This is a genomic window from Photobacterium swingsii (genome assembly GCF_024346715.1).
Lineage (GTDB): Bacteria > Pseudomonadota > Gammaproteobacteria > Enterobacterales > Vibrionaceae > Photobacterium > Photobacterium swingsii.
Map to the genome: position 1 here is coordinate 558,334 of NZ_AP024853.1, position 18,178 is coordinate 576,511.

Sequence of the window (18,178 nt, forward strand, 5' to 3'; positions counted from 1 at the left end):
CTCATTTAATCTTCCCACCCGCGATTCATCGCTTCATAAAACGAGCGGTACTTTTAGCCACTAGTTGCTGGCCAACATAAATACCAGCTTCAGCTTTATAGAGGGTTAAACAAGATGATGTTATTGCACCACGAATTAGCATCTCAGCATTAAGGGGAATTTCTGCTAAATAACGAATATTCATATCACCCGTGACAGCTTCAATGCCTCGGTTAAATACCGCTTGGCACATACCCGCATCTAGCAATGATGCGATAAAGCCACCATGTAAAATGCCTTGGTAGCCCTGCTGGTGTATGCTGCCTTTTGCTCTACTCCAGACCGCACCATGTTGATCATTATAAAAGTCGAGTTTTAAGCCAAAAGTAGGCTCTGTACCACATAGCATACAATGTTGATGACTTTGGTGTTTAATCACTTTCTCGACTAAATGTGTCGATTTAAACGGTTCGCACTTTTCTATTTCGGCTTGTAACAAACTTTGGTTTGGGTTGTCCATTTTCCACTCTTTTTACTTAATACCCATCATGGTATGTCTTGTTTATACGCCTAGTTATTGGCATACGCTATAAACTATTGCTTATACCGAGTGGAATCTAATGTTGCGCCCGATGACGAATTTATACAATATCAAGCACAACCTTGAATGTAGCATTGCTCCCAACACTCAACAGGAAGCTAAATTATGCCCGCTATTTTTAAGGCCGCTTTTATTTTCGTCGCGCCAAATGCAGATCCTTCTCAAGACTATTCTTGGGTACGAACCAATGAAGTACACGTAAAAACAGTTGCTGTTTCTAACTACCAACAAGCTTGTGAATTAATAGACGCATTAGTTGAAGAAGGCATCAAAGCCGCTGAACTCTGTGGGGGATTTGGCCACCAAGGTGTTGCTAATGTGGTAAAAGCCGCTAATGGACGATTGCATGTAGGAGCTGTGCGCTTTGATAATCATCCATGTTTAGACTTTATCAGCGGTGATGCGTTATTCTGATCCCTATATAAAACAGTTACAACCCACCTCTAATGGCCACATTATGAATGTTAGAGGTGGTAGGAAACATAGCCATTATGTACACACAACGGATTAAGCCAACCCCTAAATTAAGCCAATACATTGCACATTTTTGGCTTTGGGAACAAAACAATATTACGACACTCCCAAATATGCTGCCTGGTACTGGCGTTGAAATGCTATTCAACTTTGGAGATCTATTAAAACTCAAAACTTATCAACAATCACAACTCCATACTAATGATAGTGTTCTTGTCTGCCCTCGAAAATCACTAATCCAATTTCAAGCAACAGGTAAAACAAAACTACTCTCAATTCGTTTTCGATCCGCGGGTTTTTTCACACTATTTGGTCTGCCTTTGACTGAGCTATCAGACCAAGCTATTTCCACAGAGCAACTATTACCAACAAGTTTGCTCGCACAGCTTATTGAAGCGAAAAGCGATATAGCAAGAGTAACCTTGTTAGAGCAATGGCTGCTACAAAAACTGATTAAAGTCACAAATCAAGATTTTGCACTTCAATGGGCTATCGATAAGATTTACTACCAAAACCAAAGTGACAGTATTACTGAGGTCAAACACCAATTAAAATGTAGTGAAAGAACATTTCAACGTAAATTCAAATTATTTACGGGTGTCGATGCAAAATACTTTGAACGTACGGCTCGCTTTCAATCAACACTGAAAGCGCTGTTAACCGCTCAATCAACTCAGTATTTAGCTGTCGCATTCGATCATGGTTATTATGATCAATCACATTTTATTAAAGACTTTAAATATTATACTCAATCAACACCAAGTGGATATCTGACAGAACAAAACTTCTCATTAAACTATTACCAAACCATATAAAATCCCCGAACAAGTCGAGGATTTAACTTCAATTGTTAAGCTATAGGTTAGCGCTCATCCACCAAGGAGCCACCTTGGGTATTAATCACCTCTTGGTACCAATGAAAACTCTTTTTACGCTTACGAATGAGTGAGCCCGTACCGTCATTGTGTCTATCGACATAGATAAATCCATAACGCTTACTCATTTCTGCCGTCGAGTTCGCAACCAGATCTATCGGTCCCCAGCTAGTGAAACCCATTAACTCGACACCGTCAGCAATGGCCTCTCGTGCTTGAACCAGGTGATCATTGAGGTATTGAATGCGGTAATCATCGTGGATCTCGCCATCTTCGCCGATCTCATCACGCGCCCCTAAGCCATTTTCAACCACAAAAAGCGGCTTTTGATAACGGTCATAAAGGAGATTCAGCAAAATCCGCAGCCCTTTAGGATCAATGAGCCACCCCCACTGGCTTTTCTCTAAATATGGGTTTGGCACGCTATCAACAATGTTACCTACTTCTTTTTGTTTAGGATCAGCACTTGCGCAACCACTGGCGTAATAGCTAAAAGAGATGAAATCGACCGAGGCTTGGGCAATAGTATCTAAGTCCTCATCTTCCATTTCGATATGAATGTTATTCTCGCGGAAGTATCGCAGCATGTAACCAGGATACTTACCGCGTGTTTGCACATCACCAAAGAACAGCCATTTGTTATTTTCATGCATGGCAGCAATCACATCATCAGGGTTACAGGTGTACGGATAATTAATCGCACCCAATAGCATATTGCCAATCTTGCCATCTGGAATAATGCGCTTACATAAGCTTACCGCTTTAGCGTTAGCGACCAATTGGTGGTGAATGGCTTGATAAATCGCCTGCTCACTCGCCTCTTCAGGTAAACCGACACCGGTAAATGGCGCATGCAGCGACATATTGATTTCGTTAAACGTCAGCCACAACTTCACTTTATCTTTATAGCGTTCAAAAACAGTGCTGACGTAACGCTCAAAAAACGCAATTAGCTTTCTATCAGCCCAACCACCGTAGTTTTCCACCAGCGCATAAGGCATTTCATAGTGTGACAGGGTCACAAACGGCTGGATATCATGCTTAGCCAGCTCATCAAAAATGCGGTCATAGTAAGCAAGGCCCGCTTCATTCGGCTCTTGGTCATCCCCATTAGGATAAATACGCGTCCACGCTATCGATAAGCGTAAGCAGTTAAAGCCCATCTCTTTAAACAAGACGATATCGTCTGGGTAGCGGTTATAAAAATCAATCGCGACATCCTTGATACCAGCAGTTCTCTCTTCACGCGTTTGGTGGGGGCTAAGAATGCCAGAAGGGAGCATGTCTGAGGTAGATAACCCTTTACCATCTTGAGCATACGCGCCTTCAACTTGGTTAGCCGCAATCGCGCCACCCCATAAAAAATCATTCGGAAAATGAGTCATACACGCCTCTATTTTATCGCCTTGGCCTTTATGCTGCTTTATGCATAGTTGAACGGAAAGCATCTAGCAAATTATGCGGAACATGGCGCTAGTATTGATGAATATAACAGGAAGAAAAAGAGTGTAATTAAGAGTCAATTTGTTCCGCATTTTGGCCATTTACTGCCATACGCTCACTTTAATCAGCTAAAAACACTCAAACTAGGAAATATTTTCACGATTAAATTCCCTGTTTTAAAGCACATTACCGTTCACTCGCGACATAAGAATCACATATAAAGCAAGTCAAAAGCATACACAGCGAAATCTCATTGCTTGATATTATTTTCGATATTTCATAAAAAAACATATCAATCTTTACATATGTAAATTACAGCTAAAAACGCCTGATATAAATTGCCCTTGAATTAACTATGAGGCGTTAACAATATGGAAAATAATAAAAAGACCATTGTAGAAAAAACAAAAAAACTGTTGGACAGCGACTTTTATACAAAGGGAGGCGTATATGAAACGCCAATGCTTTACTCCCCTGTACTATCAAATATTTGCAGCGGTAATGTATACCTAAAGTGTGAAAACTTACAAACAACAGGCAGTTTCAAAATCAGAGGTGCATCAAGCGCTCTGATGAACTTACCTCAAGAACTCAAAAGTACTGGTGTATTAACAGCAAGTTCAGGTAACCATGGCGCTGGCACGGCTGCGGCAGCAAAAGCCTTAGGGATCCCTGTCACTATTTATGTTCCTGCAAAAATCAGTAACAAGAAAGAAAAGAAAATAAGCCAGCTTGGCGCAACCCTAATTAAGGTTGATGGCAGCGCTGATTATGCCGAAACTGTCGCACTAGCAGATGCGAAAGAAACGGGCGCCACCTACATTAGCCCTTATAACCACCAAGATATCATTGCAGGCCAAGGCACTATTGGCTTGGAAATTTTAACGCAAACACCAAATGTAGACGCTGTTATCGCCAGTGTTGGCGGTGGTGGCCTCATCAGTGGTATTGGTTCAAACATCAAAGCGCATAAACCTGACACTCAAATTGTCGGCGCCTTTCCTGAAAATGCCCCAGTAATGAAAGCCTGTATGGAAGCTAAGGAGATCATTGAAGTAGTAGAGTTCGATACCCTATCAGACGGTACTGCGGGCGGTATTGAAGCAGGCAGCATCACACTAGCACTCTGTATGGCTGTTATTGATAACACAGAAACGGTCACTGAATATGAAATAGCGGAAGCGATGAAACTGATTAAAGAAAATCACGCCATGATCATTGAAGGCGCAGCTGGGGTAGCTGTCGCGACGCTCATCAAAAATAAACAAGCATATATAAATAAGAACGTATGTATCGTGCTTTGCGGCAGCAACGTGAGCGACGAAACCTTTAACTCAGCAATGACCATGGTGAAATAATGGAAATTATCAATAAACAAGCAATCGAAGCAAACTTACCTGATATGTCTACGCTGATAGCAATCATCAAACAGTGTTATATCGATTACAGTGACAAAAAATATGTGGTTCCCCCTGTTGGCCATATGCCATTACCGAACGGAGAGCTGCACATCAAATATGGTATTAGTCATGTTCAGAAATATGCCGCTATAAAAATCGCATCAGGAAGCTATACCAACCACGAAATAGGCTTACCTAACTCATACGGTTGCATCATGGTTATTAACGCTGATACGGGCTTTCCCGAGTACATGCTACAAGATGAAGGCATACTCACCGACCACAGAACAGCCGCCGCTGGCGCCCTTATGGCTCAAACCATGATCGGCGATAATTCAGAACGAACATTCGGCATTGTAGGGTGCGGTATCCAAGGGTATTTTCAAAGCGTTTACACCTGCCACGCTCTTGGAATTAATCAAGTGTTAGCCTATGACATTAAGTCAGAAAATATTCAGTCACTCAAAGAGCAACTCGCTAAGCATGACATTGAGGTTGTCCCTTGCAAGTCGATAAAAGCCTTATGCGAATCTTGCGACGTGATCACAACTGTCACACCCGCAACCAGCGGCTATATCATCTATGACTGGTTAAAGCCGAATGCTCATATCAACGCCTTTGGCTGTGATACCGAGGGTAAGCAAGAACTTACTGAAAACGTGCTTCAAAATGCGAGCCTTATTTTGGCCGATAGCCTTGCGCAATGCTCACATCATGGTGAATTACAGTATCTGTACAATGATAGAAGTCAGCAACACATAAAACGTAAGAGCACAGAGTTTGGCACCTTCTTGAAAGACCAAGCACGCTTTAGCACTTCAGGATTGACCATTGCTGATTTTACGGGAATAGCCCCTCAAGACATTGCCATCGCAAATGCCGTCATCAAACAATAGGCGCTTTATCCATTTGCTCGTGAAACAAGCCCAGCACCAAGCTGCTGGGCTTCGCATTTTGATACAACGAAAGGCACTTCATTACTTTTTCTTGTATTTATTCAATAACTCAAAGGGAATATGGCAATAATCATTGGGGAAACGTGTCAGTCTATCTTGATGTTCATCATCGCTTTTGACGTAATTAACCAGCGGTAACACTTCAACCACCACTTTATCACTGTCTTCTCGCGCCGAAATATACGCCTTTACTTGCTTAAGGTGCGAAGGGTTAACGCTGTACACGCCAGTACGGTACTTTTCGCCAACATCATCACCCTGTTTATTGACGCTATAAGGATCAATAATTTCAAAGAAGTACGCCATTAGCTGCGCAATCGTCACCTGCTGAGGATCAAACTGAGTACGCACACATTCCGCATAACCATCGTAGTCACTTTGCGTGGTATGCGTTGTACCATTTGCACGCCCGCTCTCTGTCATAATCACACCGGGTAGGTGTTTCATAAATTCTTGCACGCCCCACAAACACCCACCCGCAAAATACATTTCTTCCATCAGATACAATCCAATCAATAAACAAAAAAAACAGGTGATCGCTAGCTACGTAGGTCGCCTGACTTTTCTAGCAACTCAGGAAAACGTTCAAACAAGTAATCTAAAAACAGTCTAATCCGTTTAGGTTGAAACTGCTTACTGATATACACCACATTCAAATCAGCACTAGAGACCATAGTTGAAGTATTAAAGTTCTTCATATAGCCGTTAAGTACCGTCACTAAGCGCTGACTGTTAATGTCTGCCTGAACATCCAGTACAGATTTGAGTGCAATTCCTGCCCCTTCTAATGCCCACTGCCTAATGATCTCGCCATCGTCAGAAAAACGCTTTGGCGACACAGTTATCGAAACCTTCTTATCTCGTTCTTGAAAATGCCAAGTTTTCAGTTCTTCATTACTGCGCAACATCACCAAACAATCATGCGCAGCCAAATCTTCAGGCTTCAAGGGGGTGCCATGTGTTGCAAGGTATTCTGGTGATGCACACAAAACCCGTCGGCTTGGCGATAAACGGCGTGAAATCAAGCTACTATCAACCAATTCACCATAGCGAATAACAATATCTCGGCCAGATTCAGCAATGTTTGAGATACGATCATCAAGGTATAAATAAGGCACGACATCTGGATATTGCGCAACAAACTCATTCAAAATCGGCATGATGTATTGCTTGCCGATATCTTTAGGTGCAGAAATTCTGAGCGGCCCTTTAACTTCCTTCATACCATTTTGGATAAGATTCTCTACCTCGCCAACATTATCCAAAATGTCGAGGCAGGCCTTGTAATAAAGTTCACCTGCATCCGTTAAACCTAGATGTCTGGTACTACGGTTAAGTAACTTAACACCGTACCTCTCTTCTAATGCTTGAAGCCTTGCCGTCATGGTCGCGGGAGAAAGTCCAAGGTCTCGCCCTGCCGCAGCTAACCCCTGGCGCTTAACAATACTGACGAACATAGTCATATCAGAGAATTTATCCACTTACACCTCTATTGTTCATTCTAACTAAATAATGAATTTGAATTTTACCCAATTATCAAAATTAGTCGAACAAATATAATAGCAAGCATCAAAGAAAAACAGATAAACAAAACAACCAGAGAGAGAAGGATTATGAGTCAGGATAAAACGAGCTATGTCATTCTAGGTGGTACATCGGGTATAGGTGCAGCTGTCGCAAAGCAACTTGAGAATAGTGAAAACATTATCCATGTGGCTAGCCGTCAAACAGGCCTAGATATCAGCGATGAAAAATCAGTGCACGCTTACTTCGAATCCATAGGTGCTTTTGATCATCTTATCATTACAGCAGGCTCTGCGGCACCCGCCGGTAAAGTGGTAGACGTGAAAATTCCAGACGCAAAAGCGGCTTTTGATATTAAGTTCTGGGGATCAATTAACGCTGCTAAACATGCTAGCCGTTATATTAAACCGAATGGTACGATTACGTTAACCACAGGAATGCTATCACGCAAAGTGATTGCAAATACCTATACCAAAACAGCCATTAACGCCGCGCTAGAAGCCACTACAAAAGTATTAGCAAAAGAGCTTTCTCCTATTCGCGTTAATGCTGTCAGCCCTGGTTTGACAATGACGACCGCCTACCAAGGAATGGATGAACAAAACCGTGAATCCATGTATGAAAATGCACGTAATACCCTTCCTGCAGGCCGTGTTGGTACAGCAGAAGATGTCGCTCAAGCCTATGTAATGGCGATCACTAACCCCTATATGACAGGCTCTATCATCGATGTTGATGGCGGCGCATTAATTAACTAATTCCACCTAACTCTCTCGATAGCAAAAAATATAACGACTCTACCTTTCGCTAGAGCAACAAATAGGAATAAACATGAAACTCTACATTTATGAACATTGCCCATTCAGCGCCCGTGTACGCTTTGTTGCTGGCATGCTGAATTTACCACTTGATGTAGTAACCATTGATTACGATGATGACAAAACAACGACCGATATCGTTGGTAGCAAACAAGTCCCTGTCTTAGTGAAAGATGATGGAACAGCAATTGCTGAAAGCTTAGATATTATTGGTCACTTTTTATCTCTTGCTGACTCAATTCAAACCAATATTCCATCTGAAGCAATTCTAGAATGGCAACGTCGCGCCTTCCTGCCATTACAGAAAATTGGTTACCCACGATGGTCTTCAATGGATCTCGCAGAATTTAAAACCACATCATCTCAACGTGCTTGGCGCAGTAAAAAAGAAACCGAAGCACTTAACTTTGATCTGCTGCTAACAGATACCCCCACTATAGCAAAAGAAGTGGGATCCTTGATCCGTGAAGCAGGCACATTACTGAAACTCGATTCAACGACTCCTATCGCTATCGTTGATGAAGCCATTCTGTTCTCTATTCTTCGTGGTTTCTTTAGTGCCGCTGAAATCAATTGGGAACCATCTATAAAAGAATGGATGGAACTTGTCAGCAAAGAAACGAATGTTCAATTACTAAAATAAGATAAAGACGATGAAAAAATTATTCGAAAAAGCACAACTTAAAAGCCTTGATCTACAAAATCGTGTTGTTATGGCACCCATGACACGCGCACGCACTAGCCAACCCGGTAATATTCCTAATGATATGATGGCGACTTACTACCAACAACGTGCAACAGCGGGGTTAATCATCTCTGAGGCCACTCAAATCTCTGATGACTCACAAGGTTATTCATTCACCCCTGGTGTTTACACCGATGAGCAAGTCAAAGGCTGGCAACCTGTCACGAAAGCAGCACACGAACAAGGTGCTGCCATGTTCTGTCAGCTATGGCATGTCGGCCGCGTTTCTCATCCCACATTCCAAAAAGGTGAGCTACCTATCGCGCCTTCTGCCCTTGCACCCATCGAAACCAAGGTCTGGATTTCCGATGATCAAGGTAATGGCAACATGGTTGACTGTATTCAACCTCGTGAAATGGATCAAAGCGATATCGATCGTGTTATTAAAGACTTTGCCTATTCAGCAAAACGAGCCATTGAAGCTGGCTTTGATGGTGTGGAAATTCATGGCGGTAACGGTTATCTCATTGACCAATTCCTTCGCACCAATTCCAACAAACGTACCGACAACTACGGCGGCACTCGTGAGAATCGCATTCGATTCTTAATTGAGGTGGTAGATGCTGTTATTGCTGCGATTGGCGCGGATAAAGTTGGCGTTCGCTTAGCGCCCTTCATTACATTCAAAGACATGAACTGCCCTGATATTGTGCCAACAATTCTTGAAGCGTCTCGTCAATTACAAGCGCGAGATATTGCTTACATGCACCTATCTGAAGCTGATTGGGATGATGCACCCGTTATTCCTGAGAGTTTCCGCATTGAGCTACGTGAAATTTTTACCAATACCATCATTGTGGCAGGCAGTTACACCCAAGAACGCGCTAATGAGGTTCTTAACAAAGGTTATGCGGATTTAGTGGCCTTCGGTCGCCCATTTGTCTCTAACCCGGACTTAGTGTCTCGTCTAGAAAACAATTATGACCTTGCAGATTTAGACGGTGCAACCTTGTTTGGCGGTGATGAACGCGGCTATATCGATTACCCCGCGATGCAAATCGCAGAAGCGGTAGAGTAACACTGGCACTCAGGCGTAACTCCTCGCCTTGGCGACAAATGAAAAAAGGTCTGTTACTAACAGACCTTTAAAACGATCAACGCTATCTTCTTCGATTGACTAAACTGATCTTACACTTCAAAAGATCCTTATCATACAATACAACGTAATAGCTGAAGGGTCTTCGATAGGTTGTAGAACATGATGACAGGGCTATTTCTATTTCAAAACGATCTTCGTTTACACGACAACCGTGCTTTATCACTCGCCGCACAAGAAGTAGACAGATTAATTTGTGTTTATTGTTTCCCCTACAGCCATTCCCACCAACGGCCTTTTTCGATTCGCTCTATTGGTCAAGCTCGTCAGCAATTTTTGCTGCAATCATTGGCTTGCTTAAACAAACAACTTACAAATCAAAAACAGGTGTTATTAGTACTGTTTGAGTCACCGTTGACAGCTCTTCCATCACTTATCACACGCTTTGATGTTACCGCCCTCTACCGCAGTGAGAATGCAGGTTACTATGAAAATAAAGAGTGGCAATTATTAGAGCAACGCTACCCATTTCTAAACTTTACAACAACAGCCACCCACACCTTATTCGATCAAGCAGAGCTTCCTTTTAAACTTTCAAATTTACCCGCTAGCTTTTCTAAATTTAGGAAATTAGTCGAGAGCCAACCTATCCAAACCAGCTTAGATCACATAGCGCATATTCCGCCACCACCATCACAAATTCTTGATATGCGTGTCAATTTACCAATTGAACCACAAGCCCCTAGCCATAATAGCTTCTGTGGTGGTGAAGCAGCTGGTATTGAGCACCTACAACGCTATTTCGCTAGCCAGCAGCCGAGCCACTATAAGCAAACAAGAAATGCCCTTGATGACTGGCAAAGTTCCACCAAATTTTCACCTTGGCTTGCATTGGGCTGTTTATCTGCAAGAAAGATCATTGAAGCACTCGACGCCTACCACAATCGCGTTGAAAAAAACTCATCTACTGAATGGATCAAATTCGAGCTGTTATGGCGTGAATATTTTCAATGGTATGCCCACTGCTACCAGAAAGATTTATTTATGTTTAAAGGGATCAAAAACAAAGCCCCACATACGAGCTACTACAGTGAGCGTTTTCGTCGCTGGTGCACAGGTAATACACCCTACCCCATAGTGAATGCTTGTATGAAGCAGCTAAACCTCACAGGTTACATGTCGAATCGTGGCAGGCAGCTAGCTGCCAGTTGCTTAGTGCATGAACTCAGCGTCGATTGGCGATATGGTGCTAGCTATTTTGAACAACACTTACTGGATTATGATGTTGCTTCTAACTGGGGTAATTGGCAGTACATTGCGGGTGTAGGTGCCAATCCGAGGGAACACAGGCACTTCAATCTACAAAAACAAACAGAGCAGTACGATCCTAGCGGTATCTTTATTCGGAAATGGCAAGGTAATACCTCTGATGGCAACCTTGATGCGGTCGACGCTGCAGACTGGCCACTTCACCCCGAGTAACATCCTAATTGACAGGTGCACCGGTTCTAATTCGCTGACACAACTTCATTTAACGGATTAAATGCCTATCAAGGATGTTTCAATAAGCAAGATACCGCTCTACTGCTTGCTTCTGAACAGCAAAGTTAATAACCTCATCACTGCTGTTTTTTATTGTCGCGTGGAAGTTATGCCATCAGCTGTAAGTTATCGACTAGGCACTGATTCTAAAGTCATTTTTATACCAGAACAAAACCGTCTAATCATTGAAGAAGATCGCAGTGAAGAGCGTCATCTCGAACCGCTTCAAGCGCGTATGCTCAGTTTCTTCATTCAACATCAAGGCAAAGTACAAAACGCCAGAACAATCGCGGAGGCCGTCTGGGATCGTAGCCAAGTCTCTGACAATTTAGTTCGCCAAGTCATCAGCCAACTGAGATGCCAGCTAAACGATCAAGAACGTCCATATTCAATAATTAAAACCATTCCCAAACAAGGCTACTTGTTCGACATAGAAGTGATTGAACAGGAACTATCAAGCCGTATACCTTCTGGCAGTTTGCCAAAGCATTTACCAGGCAATTTGACAGACAATACACCAGAAAAACAACGCGCGAAGCCTGCTGTAACAAGCAACCAGCCATGTCCGACAAATGCGAATAAAGACACAGTCAAAGCCACGCAACCAATGAAGCGTTTAATGATTTTTTCCATCATTATTGCTGCATTACTGACAATATCAACAAGCATCACTTATTTTTCGCAATCAAATAGTGAAGCGATTGACCTGACAGCGAGCGAAAATAAGAAAGTCATCCCTGTTATATTTCATGATATTGAATTAGACCAAAATAAAGATCTCACTGTCGCTCGCAATGTCTATAACTACCTTTTCTTTGGCCTTAACTCATCAAATAATATTGTGGGTTATCACTATTCTCAACTTACGCCTGCGGCAAGAAAACAGTTAACGCCAGACGCTATTTCACTCAAGGGCTGGATTAAAGAGACTAAAAAGGGATATCACCTTAAGCTTCTTATCGATATACCATCACATTCTGGTGAAATAAAAAAGCTTGATGTCACTTTTACTAAGGATGATTTCTTTTCAGCAATTGGCGATCTTGTTCTTTCGTTAAAAACGACCATATCACCTACTACACCTGATTATAGTTTTGCGAACCATAGAGTCACCTCAGTGCAAAACTATAATGATTGGCAAGCTATCTCAAAAGGTATTTCTCTTTTTTATCAAGGTAAAGGTGCTGAAAGTTTTAAAGGGTTATCATCTGAACTTGAAATGATTAAAAGACAAGGCAGAGATAATTACTTACTTGAGGCTTTGTTTTCTTACATGTCATCGATGAATTCTTTAAATACCAACAGCAGTGAAGATAAACGGTTAGCACTTAGTTATGCTAAAGAAGCTTTTGAAAAGAATCCACGCTGTAATATTGCCAATATTAGCCTAGGGCTGGCCCTTATTGTTAATCAGCAAGGTGAGCAAGCATACCCTTATCTTTTCTATGCTGCTGAAAACTCACCAAGCCCGCTTAGCTACTACTTACTGAGTATCGCGGATCAACAAGCCAATAACCCTAAAGGCGCTGAGTACAATTACCAGCGCTTTAGTCACTTGAGTAAAGGGCAAAAGGGCCAACTTGCTGAACTTAAAGCATCTTTACAAAAATCAAACCTTTTCCCTACAGCCAAACAAGCGGATTAGCTCACTAATTTCAGCACCGTGAATCCCTTATGGCACGGTGCTTTCACCGCTATCGTACACCAAACATGCATTTTTTCGCTGTTTGATTTTTGTATGTTTATTTCAGAGTTTGTCTTGCATCAGTTACGTGAAATTTGCTTATCTCCATACTCTTCACATCAACAAATCATACCCATAAATCAATAGATGTGAACATTATGAAAGACACTCAAAAATCAACCTTCATCAAATCACTCGCATTCAACATTATCCCAGTGCAAATATTCTTATTTGTCTTTTGGTTTAAGAATGGCTTCATCGATAAAGTATGTGGTGTACTCCTTGGCTTTATTTCTCCAGAGACAGCTTATCAAGGCGATACTTGGGTAGGTTGGAAAACCTACATTGTCGGCACTTGGGATAAAAGCGCAGTTGGACACCTATTTATTAGCCCAACATTTGATTTCATGTTCCCTATTTTAATCATCCTGCAATGTATTCCATTCCTGCTTATTATTCGCTCTGTTATTGCGGGTGAATTTATGCAAGGTAAAGAGCGAGTATGGCTACTAAGAGCGGGTATTGCGTCGTTATTGGTAACATCATGCATGGCATTTACACAAACGATTACAGGTGCGAGTGATGGTCAATACCTATGGCAATTCCTAGGTTTTGGTATGGTTGCTCTTATGTATATCCGTAATGAAAACGGAAAGTAATAATTACTACCACCTTTAATTAAATATTCCTTCTATTTTATTGGCACGTTATACAGCTATGTATTACGTGCCTATTTTCACCATGTAAAGAACAATTCAATAGCACTAATGTGCGATAGAGCTTAAAACGATAATTTATCTGTATGTTTCCAATGACATAAATAACATTAGCATTTACTCTGAGCCCCTCTTCTCATTGGTATTATGTATTTACTATGTCTGTTGCTTTAAACACTTCCCAATTTGTGGTGTCCTATGACCCACAATCAGTCGAATCCCTATATCAGGGGTTGATCACTTATCGTCAATTACTTGAAACCGATGGTGCATTTTCAGATTTTCATTGCCACGTACGTTTCAAGGTCATTTCAGGTAGTGATGACCGCATTGGAAGCCTTTACGGCACCAAACTCGCTAATCTCACATTGGGGTATAGTGACTACAGCACAGAAAACCTTAGCCCTGAAAAAATACTGAGTGCAACGCAACTTCCCTCTGAGACCGCATTTTTCCTTCGAGCTTGCCAACACCCGGAATTGGAAGAACAGCTAACACAAACGGCAAAGCTCATCTGCAATATCTCTCGTAAGATCAATGATTCATCTGAGATGTGGATTTCTGAATGTGATGTCATGGGCTTACTGCCATTATTCATGATTGCATTAACCTATCCTCACAATGCTTATTTACTTGGTGGGTATACCATCCCTTATTGGGATACAGAGCACGCGCCAATTGGTGAAGAGATGTTAGCCATACTGACTCATCATTTAGGCTACAACCACCACACGCTAAAAGCCTTTTGTTACTGTGATAATACGAGCGCAAGAGCACGTATGTTTAACCTACAGCACCGCAATCATTACGATATACATGCTGATCAGGATGAGCCGATTGAAAATGAATTACTGCGCATTTTCCGTCGTGACCCTGCCGAATTTGACACGTTTAAATCTCTCTTGAAGCAGCGTTTTGCCGACCAGGACTACTTACAGTACACAGATGATAGTCGCTACTATCAAGAACACCCAGTCGAAAGTTTTATTCATACCCTAATGTCTCCAGCTCAAGGAGAGTGTTATTTTGGGCAAGAAGAATACCACCAAGTATTACTCGGAAATTTCATAGATTCACCGGGTGATGAAATTGCTGCCGAGCTTAAACTTGAAATCGAGCAATATTTAGGTCGCCCAATTGTGGCACCGAAAGCCATTGAAGATGAAGACGATTACTATCGTGATAATTACTACTTTTACGGTACAGGCGAACAAGACTGGAAAGCTTTTGTCACAGAAGGCTTTGAACATGGAGAGGCTATTTGGCATTTTGTTGAAACAGGTGAAAACCCGAATATTTTATCAAAAATAGCACCTTGTGATATGGCCGCTGTCGCCAAAGCAGGGAACTTCAACATTCACAAAAAAATCGAATACCATGTCGGTGGCCTTGACAGCTACCACGCCGAAATGGCGTCCATCATTTACGATCTACTCGTGGATTGGAACGATGAGGATGACACTGGAGACATTCTCGCCATTAATCGTCAAAAACTACTGCGCATGTTTGATGTTCTTCACCATTGGAACAACAAACAAGCATTCCATCCCAAATTCGCCAACGAGATAGTCGAAACCTATGAACTCCTAACGGATGAAGACTTTATTGCACGCTACAACGGTGACTGGCAAGCACTGTTAATCCGCCATATCGGTGAGTTTTCAGGGTATAGCAGTAGTATCGAATATGAGGCGTTCAAGCGTTGCTACACGCTTATACAAAGCCACCGCAGCCAAATGATCGCTATTATTACTCAATTAACCCAAACAGAAGATTTCGACGCTGTTACACATTTGGCTTTATGTGCCGCCATTGTGGAATGGGACAAAGTACATGACCAAAATGATGAACTATCGTCATACGCGCTTAACCAATTAGCACAAAATTTAGAAAATCTGATCTATCGTGATTTAAACGAAACAAGCTATTTTATTTGCCATGACGATGAGAAGCCCTATATCTATGATGCGCCTAATGAGGAAGGTCTTGGCAAAGTCGCTGCGGATTGGCAGTTTGTTGATGGATACCTCAAGCAACAACATAATCAACTGGAAGAAACACTGACGCGCTTTGAAACCCAGTTAATCCGATACGAACGAAAGGAAAGGGTTAATCCTGTACAACCCTACTATCAATTCTTACGTAACTTCAGCGATAACGCACAAAAACTCTTAGTATGCGCCCAAGTCGTCGCCCAATTAGACAGCTCTCCACTGCAGCAATTCTGCACACGTTTTCTCACCCTTTGGTTACGTGTTGCCCCCTGTAAAACCAGCCGAATGTTGGCGTATTTCTTTTCCGATCCCAAGGAAAATAAAAACCAGGCAAGTGCAAATTTCGTCAAACAGCTTCATGGGTTAACGCCATTAACCGCCCTCGCCTATCAAATAGAAGCCATTTTGGATGACATAGGTTGGGATGATGATGAAGCAGAACTACTCGCTCCCTTCTTCAAACAATGGATCGTAGAACAAGATGCTGACAATGATCAGCAAAGTATACAGGCTGCCTTACAGTATATTTTACCTCGCCGAGAGCAACAGTTTTATATCGCACTGCGTAAAGCTCATCCTGATCTCACCATCAGCTACTTTGATGAGACTGTGCATTACTTAATGATGGCAAAAGTTCGTCGTCAAATATGCAGTAACCACACATCACCTCAAGCAATGGAAAATAATGAAGCGCAGGCTCTTCAACAATTTAGTGAGATACTACTTTCTACGACACCATTAACCGTAGAGCAAGTCGATACCATTCTCACCCTTTGCGACCAATACCGCGTCCGTGATTTCGATACCTTGTATGGCATGGCTGAGTTAGAAACCTTGTATTACCTCGCCTCTCCTCACCGACAAGATGCAATTATGCGTATCTTCGCAGCAAGACCACATTTAGGGCTTGATCTGCTCTACAATGAAAACGTAATAACCTTGCCTGTTTTTTGTCAAAAAGTGCAAGATAGTGGCGCGAATATTGGTGAATTACTATCTTACTCACTCGACCGAGGGTGGGAAGAAAGCTACCCTTGGTTTGCCAATAAGCCCGATATCAATCACTACATAGCTAAGTTACAGGTAGAAGAACTATTAAGCTTGCTCAAAGCCTTGGCTCGTCACCCAGAATTTCAACCTCTCATTGACAGCTATGCCTCACACAGTTCACGTCATGTCCGTGACTTAGTCGCAGATATTCAAGCCGGGAAATACCACAAAGCTGACATATCAAAAGTGGAAGTTGTTCATTATGGGATCTTCGTCGAAGGGGCGACAGAAGAAGAGCTCGAAGAAATAAAGCAAGAGCAAGAAGAGAGCGATTGCCACTTATTCTATAAACTTGAGCACCGTAAAGAGACGCTGCTCATTGAGAATGAATTAGGTCGCTCATTTGGCTTACAGCTAGGCTACTTCCCTGATGACGAAGATGAAGAGGAGTTAGCCCAAGAATTAGAACTCACCATCAAGCTTCACCACCCTTATATGCACAGTGAAGATGGATACTTATCAGAGTGGACGACAAGTATTTCACTCGGTCATCGCACTTATGTCGGTTGGACTATGTCGCATCGTACACTCAATATCTGCGGTATTTATCGGTTTGAGATCCACGACCCATCTGGTTTATTAGTCGCCGACAAAACCTTTCATGTAATGGACAACAAACGTAGCCATATCAGCGAGCTGACGCATTTACTTGAAGATGAAACCCTAGATGTTGCACACCTTGGCAGCTTAAACATCACAAGCGGTGAACTGGACTTAGTACAACATAATCAATCAACTAATGGCTTACTATTAGGAAATAAACTGCTAACGCCAGTTACTCAGGTATATAGCCACCTACGCCAGGGCGCGTTAGAAATGGTAGATATTCGCCTTAACCAAACCCAGCCTGACAGTTGGTATCCCGCGGCAAATCAGGTATTTCCTTATTTAGAAAGCCGTATAAAAAGTAAAATTCTCTTACTCGGAGAGCCAAACACCATAGATGCAGTACAACGAGATGCAAAAAGTTGGCGAAAAAAAGTCACTAAAAAGGAGGCGGTTCATCTCATTCAACCTAATGAAAACAATGCGTCGAATGTTTTAGCACTATATCTCGCCCGCAAAGGCATGCGAGTGTATTTTGGCTATAGCACAACGGGGGAGCTATGTCGGATTGCTATCGTTAATATCAAGTTTGGCTTACTGCGTAGACTGTTTATTCGAGTGATGAATCGAATTTCAAAGAAAGTCATACAGGATGTTGGCATTTATCAACCACTTTAATCACGCAGGTTAACGACAGGCCTCGCCATCACGACGTCGCAAACTCATCTGTTTTAAGTAACCACTTTACACAACAAGAAAAAGCCAGTTATAGGGGGAGCTAACTGGCTTGTTGTC

General features: G+C 42.2%; 15 protein-coding genes. 11 read left to right on the top strand and 4 right to left on the bottom strand.

What is annotated here, in order from left to right:
* Window positions 1-25 precede the first annotated feature (25 nt).
* The gene (locus OCU77_RS19870) at window positions 26-499 is read right to left on the bottom strand and encodes a PaaI family thioesterase (RefSeq protein WP_048899004.1); all 474 of its coding nucleotides are present in this window, start codon (window positions 497-499) and stop codon (window positions 26-28) included.
* Window positions 500-685: 186 nt separating this feature from the next.
* Between OCU77_RS19870 and OCU77_RS19875 the strand changes: the two genes are divergently transcribed.
* Both OCU77_RS19875 and OCU77_RS19880 read left to right on the top strand, forming a co-directional pair.
* Window positions 686-994, top strand: a complete 309-nt coding sequence (locus OCU77_RS19875; RefSeq protein ID WP_048899003.1) for a DUF6506 family protein — start codon at window positions 686-688, stop codon at window positions 992-994.
* A 77-nt stretch (window positions 995-1,071) separates the two neighbouring features.
* Complete coding sequence (locus OCU77_RS19880) at window positions 1,072-1,869, top strand: AraC family transcriptional regulator (protein ID WP_048899002.1); 798 nt, start codon at window positions 1,072-1,074, stop codon at window positions 1,867-1,869.
* A 47-nt stretch (window positions 1,870-1,916) separates the two neighbouring features.
* Here OCU77_RS19880 and OCU77_RS19885 read toward each other — a convergent pair whose 3' ends face one another.
* On the bottom strand, window positions 1,917-3,314 hold the full coding sequence (locus OCU77_RS19885) for a glycoside hydrolase family 1 protein (protein WP_048899001.1): 1,398 nt from the start codon (window positions 3,312-3,314) through the stop codon (window positions 1,917-1,919).
* Window positions 3,315-3,743: 429 nt separating this feature from the next.
* Here OCU77_RS19885 and OCU77_RS19890 point away from each other — a divergent pair, with 429 nt between their 5' ends.
* Both OCU77_RS19890 and OCU77_RS19895 read left to right on the top strand, forming a co-directional pair.
* Window positions 3,744-4,730 carry a threonine/serine dehydratase gene (locus OCU77_RS19890; RefSeq protein WP_048899000.1) on the top strand — a complete coding sequence of 329 codons (987 nt, stop codon included), beginning with the start codon at window positions 3,744-3,746 and terminating at the stop codon, window positions 4,728-4,730.
* Complete coding sequence (locus OCU77_RS19895) at window positions 4,730-5,668, top strand: ornithine cyclodeaminase family protein (protein ID WP_048898999.1); 939 nt, start codon at window positions 4,730-4,732, stop codon at window positions 5,666-5,668. The genes OCU77_RS19890 and OCU77_RS19895 overlap by 1 nt, the downstream gene beginning before the upstream one ends.
* 81 nt (window positions 5,669-5,749) lie before the next feature.
* Here OCU77_RS19895 and OCU77_RS19900 read toward each other — a convergent pair whose 3' ends face one another.
* Both OCU77_RS19900 and OCU77_RS19905 read right to left on the bottom strand, forming a co-directional pair.
* The gene (locus OCU77_RS19900) at window positions 5,750-6,226 is read right to left on the bottom strand and encodes a peptide-methionine (S)-S-oxide reductase (protein WP_162845619.1); all 477 of its coding nucleotides are present in this window, start codon (window positions 6,224-6,226) and stop codon (window positions 5,750-5,752) included.
* Between the two features lie 41 nt (window positions 6,227-6,267).
* Window positions 6,268-7,209, bottom strand: coding sequence for a LysR family transcriptional regulator (locus tag OCU77_RS19905; protein WP_048898998.1), 942 nt, complete (start codon window positions 7,207-7,209; stop codon window positions 6,268-6,270).
* A gap of 132 nt (window positions 7,210-7,341) precedes the next feature.
* Here OCU77_RS19905 and OCU77_RS19910 point away from each other — a divergent pair, with 132 nt between their 5' ends.
* The 7 genes from OCU77_RS19910 to OCU77_RS19940 all read left to right on the top strand — a co-directional run bounded on the left by OCU77_RS19910 (window position 7,342) and on the right by OCU77_RS19940 (window position 18,061).
* A complete protein-coding gene (locus OCU77_RS19910; protein ID WP_048898997.1) occupies window positions 7,342-8,010 on the top strand; it encodes an SDR family oxidoreductase in 669 nt (222 codons plus the stop codon).
* A 73-nt stretch (window positions 8,011-8,083) separates the two neighbouring features.
* Complete coding sequence (grxB, locus tag OCU77_RS19915; RefSeq protein WP_048898996.1) at window positions 8,084-8,713, top strand: glutaredoxin 2; 630 nt, start codon at window positions 8,084-8,086, stop codon at window positions 8,711-8,713.
* 10 nt (window positions 8,714-8,723) lie between these two features.
* Window positions 8,724-9,833: an alkene reductase gene (locus tag OCU77_RS19920; RefSeq protein ID WP_048898995.1), complete on the top strand. Its 1,110-nt coding sequence runs from the start codon at window positions 8,724-8,726 to the stop codon at window positions 9,831-9,833.
* A 180-nt stretch (window positions 9,834-10,013) separates the two neighbouring features.
* A complete protein-coding gene (locus OCU77_RS19925) occupies window positions 10,014-11,333 on the top strand; it encodes a DASH family cryptochrome (protein WP_048898994.1) in 1,320 nt (439 codons plus the stop codon).
* 169 nt (window positions 11,334-11,502) lie between these two features.
* The gene (locus OCU77_RS19930; RefSeq protein ID WP_084711791.1) at window positions 11,503-13,038 is read left to right on the top strand and encodes a winged helix-turn-helix domain-containing protein; all 1,536 of its coding nucleotides are present in this window, start codon (window positions 11,503-11,505) and stop codon (window positions 13,036-13,038) included.
* A 197-nt stretch (window positions 13,039-13,235) separates the two neighbouring features.
* On the top strand, window positions 13,236-13,736 hold the full coding sequence (locus OCU77_RS19935) for a hypothetical protein (protein ID WP_048898992.1): 501 nt from the start codon (window positions 13,236-13,238) through the stop codon (window positions 13,734-13,736).
* Window positions 13,737-13,951: 215 nt separating this feature from the next.
* Window positions 13,952-18,061: a DUF3859 domain-containing protein gene (locus tag OCU77_RS19940; protein ID WP_048898991.1), complete on the top strand. Its 4,110-nt coding sequence runs from the start codon at window positions 13,952-13,954 to the stop codon at window positions 18,059-18,061.
* The last annotated feature ends 117 nt before the right edge of the window (window positions 18,062-18,178 follow it).